This window comes from Arsukibacterium sp. (assembly GCF_036735525.1).
Lineage (GTDB): Bacteria > Pseudomonadota > Gammaproteobacteria > Enterobacterales > Alteromonadaceae > Alishewanella.
This window is the reverse complement of record NZ_DAINOE010000153.1, coordinates 1-3,651: the sequence shown is the minus strand read 5'-3', so window position 1 is coordinate 3,651 and position 3,651 is coordinate 1. Positions and strand designations below refer to the sequence as shown.

At 48.0% G+C, this 3,651-nt stretch carries 5 protein-coding genes; 4 read left to right on the top strand and 1 reads right to left on the bottom strand.

The genetic code is table 11. From position 1 onward, the window contains the following. The 4 genes from minC to V7D78_RS16455 form a co-directional block, all read left to right on the top strand. Positions 1–273, top strand: a 273-nt coding sequence (minC, locus tag V7D78_RS16470; protein WP_333609547.1) for a septum site-determining protein MinC, incomplete at its 5' end; no start/stop codon positions are given. 11 nt (positions 274–284) lie between these two features. Further along, on the top strand, positions 285–1,094 hold the full coding sequence (gene minD, locus V7D78_RS16465; protein ID WP_333609546.1) for a septum site-determining protein MinD: 810 nt from the start codon (positions 285–287) through the stop codon (positions 1,092–1,094). A gap of 3 nt (positions 1,095–1,097) precedes the next feature. Then, a complete protein-coding gene (gene minE / locus V7D78_RS16460; RefSeq protein ID WP_333609545.1) occupies positions 1,098–1,358 on the top strand; it encodes a cell division topological specificity factor MinE in 261 nt (86 codons plus the stop codon). A 39-nt stretch (positions 1,359–1,397) separates the two neighbouring features. After that, positions 1,398–3,119, top strand: a complete 1,722-nt coding sequence (locus V7D78_RS16455) for a hypothetical protein (RefSeq protein ID WP_333609544.1) — start codon at positions 1,398–1,400, stop codon at positions 3,117–3,119. Positions 3,120–3,264: 145 nt separating this feature from the next. Here the strand turns inward: V7D78_RS16455 and V7D78_RS16450 are convergent. After that, a partial coding sequence (locus V7D78_RS16450; protein ID WP_333609543.1) for a hypothetical protein occupies positions 3,265–3,651 on the bottom strand: 387 nt, incomplete at its 5' end.

The following is a 3,651-nucleotide window of genomic DNA, read 5'->3' as shown; positions in this document are numbered from 1 at the left end:
GGCGCTGATTTAATTATCAAAGGTACCGTAGGTGCGGGAGCGGAAGTGATTGCCGATGGCAATATTCATATTTATGGCTCGCTGCGCGGCAAGGCGATTGCCGGAGCCAGTGGCGACAGCAGCAAACGTATTTTTTGTTCCAACCTGCAAGCCGAATTAGTGTCTGTGGCCGGCAATTACTGGCTCAGCGACAGCTTACAGGGCGAATTTTGGGGTAAGGCAGCCACTATCCGGTTGCAGGACGCCCATCTGGTTATTTCTGAATTAGTGTAAGGATTTTCACTATGGCAAAAATTATTGTGGTGACATCAGGCAAGGGCGGCGTGGGTAAAACCACCTCCAGTGCCGCTATTGGTACTGGCTTAGCGTTAGCCGGTCATAAAACTGTTATTGTTGATTTTGATATTGGCCTGCGTAACCTGGATTTAATCATGGGTTGTGAGCGCCGCGTTGTATACGACTTTGTCAATGTGATTAATGGCGAAGCCAATTTAAAGCAAACCCTGATCAAAGATAAGCGTACCGATAACCTCTATATTTTACCCGCCTCGCAAACGCGGGATAAAGACGCCCTGACCAAAGAAGGCGTAGAAAAAGTACTAAACGATTTAGCCCAGGACTTCGACTTTATTATTTGTGACTCGCCGGCCGGTATTGAATCGGGTGCGATGATGGCACTGTATTTTGCCGATGAAGCGGTAGTGGTCACTAACCCGGAAGTGTCATCAGTTCGCGACTCCGATCGCATTTTAGGCATGCTGTCCAGCAAGTCACGTCGTGCCGAGCAAGGCCTTGAGGGCATTAAAGAACATTTGCTGTTAACCCGCTATAACCCGGAGCGGGTAGAAAAAGGCGAAATGCTCAGCGTAGAAGATGTTAAAGAAATTCTGGCGATTGAGCTGATTGGCGTTATTCCTGAGTCGCAAGCGGTATTAAATGCCTCAAACTCGGGGCAGCCGGTGATTCTGGATAAAGACAGCGACGCTGGTCAGGCTTATCTGGATACGATAAAGCGCTTATTAGGCGAGCAAGTGCCGTTCCGGTTTTTAACGGTGGAGAAAAAGGGCTTTATAAAAAGGATTTTCGGAGGATAACTGATGTCATTACTGGATTATTTTCGCTCAACCAAGAAAAACACCGCCAGCACCGCCAAAGAGCGGCTGCAAATTATCGTGGCGCACGAGCGCAAAAGGCGCAATGGCCCGGATTATCTGCCGCAATTAGAACGCGATATTCTGGAAGTGATCCGCAAGTATGTGGATATCCCAGCCGATCACATTGCCGTATCACTGGAGCAGCGCGGTGACCAAATCTCCGTACTGGAACTTAACGTTACCTTCCCGGATGAGAAGCGCTAAGCGGCGCTTTTAATTTAATTAGTGTCAAAGGAGCAGACAATGCGCAAAACCCTCATCGCCGCCGCTGTAATTACTGCAGCTGCCGTTAGCTATTATGCTGTTAATAAATCCTCTACTACCGCAGTAACGCTGGCAGAACTTGATTATGTGCCTGCAGATACGGTAATGTTTTCAGGCCAATTTATCCCTTTGGATCTGGTGACTTATCTAAAAAGCATGGGGGCCTCTACCGCGCAGTTTGACACTGATGACATGCAACAAATGCTGGCCGCGTTATCGTCAAGCTCAAGCAACGCCATGCAGTTTGGCGTTGCGCTGTTCCAGAATTATCTGAACATCATTGCCAACCCGGATAGCTTTGAAAAAGACAGCGGCATTGCCGCTAAAACCCGCTCATTAAGTTATCTGGTTGGTGCCGCCCCGGTAATGCGGATGGAAGTCACTGATGCCGCTACCTTTAAACAGTTTTTTGAAAAGGCTGCCACTGAAAGCTGCATAGCGGTGCAAACAAAAAGCTTGGCGGGCCACAGCTATCAGGCATACCCGTTAGACGATATTTTAGAGGGTTTAACCCTGTTGGTCAGTGTTGATCGGGGCTGGGGTACCGTGGCGCTGCATAGCGATAAACTGTCTGAGCAGCACAGAGCCCAGGTCTTAGCACAGCAAAAACCGGCAAAAAACCTGGGTAACAGCAATAAACTGGCCGAAATCACCAAAAAATATTCGCTAAGACAAGATGGTCTGGGTTTTATCAGCACCGAGCAACTGGCGCTCGCCTTTACCACGACCAATGGCAACCAATTGGCAGAGGATGTACAACTAACCTTTACCGACGGCTTGCCCGCGGCATTAGAAGTATGGCATACGCCGGCGTGCCGCAATGATGTTGCCATGTTAACCAAAAACTGGCCAGGTCTGGTGATGGACGCTGAAATCAAGCAGCAAGCTGCCAGCGGTATGACCATCAGCAGCAAAATGCTGTTCCCCACTGCCAGCAAAATTGCGCTGGACAGTTTGCAAAATCTGCAAGGTTTTATTCCGGGCAGCCTCAATGGTAGCTTGCACTCCTCGATGTTCTATCTGGCGCTTGGCACCGACATCAGCCAGCTCACGCCTGCCATCAGTAGCATCTGGGCTGGAATGACTGATTTAACGCTAAGCTGCGAGCCGCTAGTAGCTATACAAGCGCAGATGAAACAACAAAACCCAATGATGATGTTAGCCATGGCGGGTATGGCTGCTAATGGCTTACAGGGCCTGTCTGTTACCATTAACGGCTTTAGCATGGACATGGCAACCGGCCAGCCTAAAACGGCCGATGCACTACTTAGCCTTAGCGCCGACAATCCACAAAGCCTGTTAGCGAATGCTAAAGCTATGCTACCGCCACTGGCCGGTATTAGCTTACCTGCTGTCGGTGAAGATATTTCCGTGGCTGAGATGTTTCCACCTGTTGCTATGCTCGGCTTAGATGTGCGCTTAAGAGCCAGTGCTAATCATTTGTTGCTCTATGTGGGTGATAAAGCGAAAGCGCAGGCAGATGTGATTGGCAAAGAGACGCTCACCAAAAATGGCATTATGTCTTTTGGGATGGACTATAAGCAGTTCTTTACTGCGATGGCCGATGCCATTCAGTTATCCGGGCAACCTATGCCTGAGGAGTTTGAAGCGATGATGGACACCAATATGCAATTAGGCCTGTCTTTTGCTGTCGATCAACATGGTGTGGTGATCAACACTAATATGAAAGTAGCCGAGTAAAGATTTACTGATACAAAAAATGCCGGACAGCGCAGCTGCCCGGCATTTTTTTCATTTTATCCGTTGAGTTAAGCGCCTCCGTGCTCCACCTCGGGCCTGCCGCGCCCACATTGCCATTTTCGTTGGGTACGAGCGACATCGTGAGTCAATCCTTGTCAGAACACTGATCACTTACAATAAAACGGTTTGATTTTACATCTGGAGAAATTTCTTTACCATTTACAATTACATCAAGGTAAGGTTGGTAATATAAGCCCGAGACTTCAAACCCCTGCATAGCAAAAAAATCACTTAATTTAAACTGGGACACAAACTTATCCCCCGGCTTCATCAGTACTAATTCATTAGGCCAATCGAAATGCTCAAAATGCCACGACGGTGCCGTAACTTTTGGTAATTTGTTTTTCCCGTTATAAATTACAAGACTACCTTTTTGCCAGAATCCAGAAGGGTCTAAATGTCCTTGCATAATACGGATTGGTTGTTCATAAACGTTAACCTGAGTAAGGGTAACTGTATCCAAATCAAGGCA

Coding starts and splice junctions, on each gene's coding strand:
- V7D78_RS16455 (WP_333609544.1), top strand. CDS start 1,398: ATGCGCAAAACCCTCATCGCCGCCGCTGTAATTACTGCAGCTGCCGTT.
- minE (WP_333609545.1), top strand. CDS start 1,098: ATGTCATTACTGGATTATTTTCGCTCAACCAAGAAAAACACCGCCAGC.
- minD (WP_333609546.1), top strand. CDS start 285: ATGGCAAAAATTATTGTGGTGACATCAGGCAAGGGCGGCGTGGGTAAA.